This is a genomic window from Brevibacterium iodinum ATCC 49514 (assembly GCF_900169265.1).
In the GTDB taxonomy this organism is placed as follows: domain Bacteria; phylum Actinomycetota; class Actinomycetes; order Actinomycetales; family Brevibacteriaceae; genus Brevibacterium; species Brevibacterium iodinum.
Genome location: NZ_FXYX01000062.1, coordinates 1 through 1,141, shown reverse-complemented (window position 1 = coordinate 1,141; position 1,141 = coordinate 1). Strand labels below are relative to the sequence as shown.

The following is a 1,141-nucleotide window of genomic DNA, read 5'->3' as shown; positions in this document are numbered from 1 at the left end:
AACACAAAGTCGTTTTAGCCAAGGAGCTTGGCCTGGCCTCCTCGCGCACCGTGGTTGATTGGGCGAAGAAATACCGGGACAAGGGCGAAGACGCGTTCGCGACACCGCCGCCGGCCAAAGGCAAGACAGCACGGATGCGAGCCCTCGACAACGGTCAGGACCCGGATGCTGATCCGGCCCCATCCAAGCCAGACCTGATGGCGAGGAAGACTCGTGTCGAGGACATCAGCCTGGCTGAGTATCGGCAGCTGCAAGACCAGCTGCTGCGGGCTGAAGCGGAGAACGCGTACTTGAAAAAACTTCGGGCCTTGAGGCAAAAAGGGCAGCTGTGAAAGCACGCATCGTTGCCAGTCTCAAGGCGGACTATCCACTGCCATTGCTGCTGCAGGTCGCGGGTTTGGCCCGGTCGACGTTCTTCTACCACCAGAAACGCTTCGACGTGAGACCCGACCCATACGCGCAGGTGAGAACACTCATCAAGGACATCTTCGAGAAGAGTCACAAACGCTATGGGCACCGCAAGATCTGGGCTGTCTTGGTCAAACAGGGCATCGCTATAGCGAAGAAGACCGTGCTGCGATTAATGCGTGACATGGGTCTGCAGACCGAGGTGCGGAAGAAGAAGTTCAACTCCCATCGCGGCACGGTCGGTGCCGTTGCTGACAACGTACTCAATCGGGAGTTCACCGCTGATGAACCGAATGAGAAATGGGTTTCTGACGTGACGGAATTCGCTGTTGAAGACAAGAAACTGTATCTGTCACCAGTGATCGATCTGTTCGATGCCGGTGTGGTGTCGTACTCGATGTCGACGTCACCGAACACGGCATTGACGAACGAGTCGCTGACGCAAGCCTGTCAGGGACTGCGTCCCGGGCAGACGCCGCTGGTGCATACCGATCAGGGGTTTCAGTATCAGCACGTGTCGTGGGCGTCGATCCTGGCCAAGCATGGTGCCACAGCGTCGATGTCGCGGAAGGGAAACTGCTGGGATAACGCGATGGCGGAGAACTTCTTCGGGCAGTTGAAGTCCGAGATGTTCTATCTGCAGAAATTCGACACGGTCGAGGACCTCAAGGCCGCGATCGATGAGTACATTCATTGGTATAACTACGAACGGATCTCGTCACGACTTGGCGGC

General features: G+C 57.1%; 2 protein-coding genes. Both read left to right on the top strand.

All coding sequences use genetic code 11. The features are described from left to right. Positions 1 to 332 (top strand): hypothetical protein (locus tag BI49514_RS16640; RefSeq protein ID WP_219618460.1); only part of this gene is annotated, 332 nt, incomplete at its 5' end. Continuing rightward, on the top strand, positions 329 to 1,141 hold an 813-nt coding region (locus BI49514_RS16200), incomplete at its 3' end, for an IS3 family transposase (RefSeq protein ID WP_101547472.1). The genes BI49514_RS16640 and BI49514_RS16200, both read left to right, overlap by 4 nt.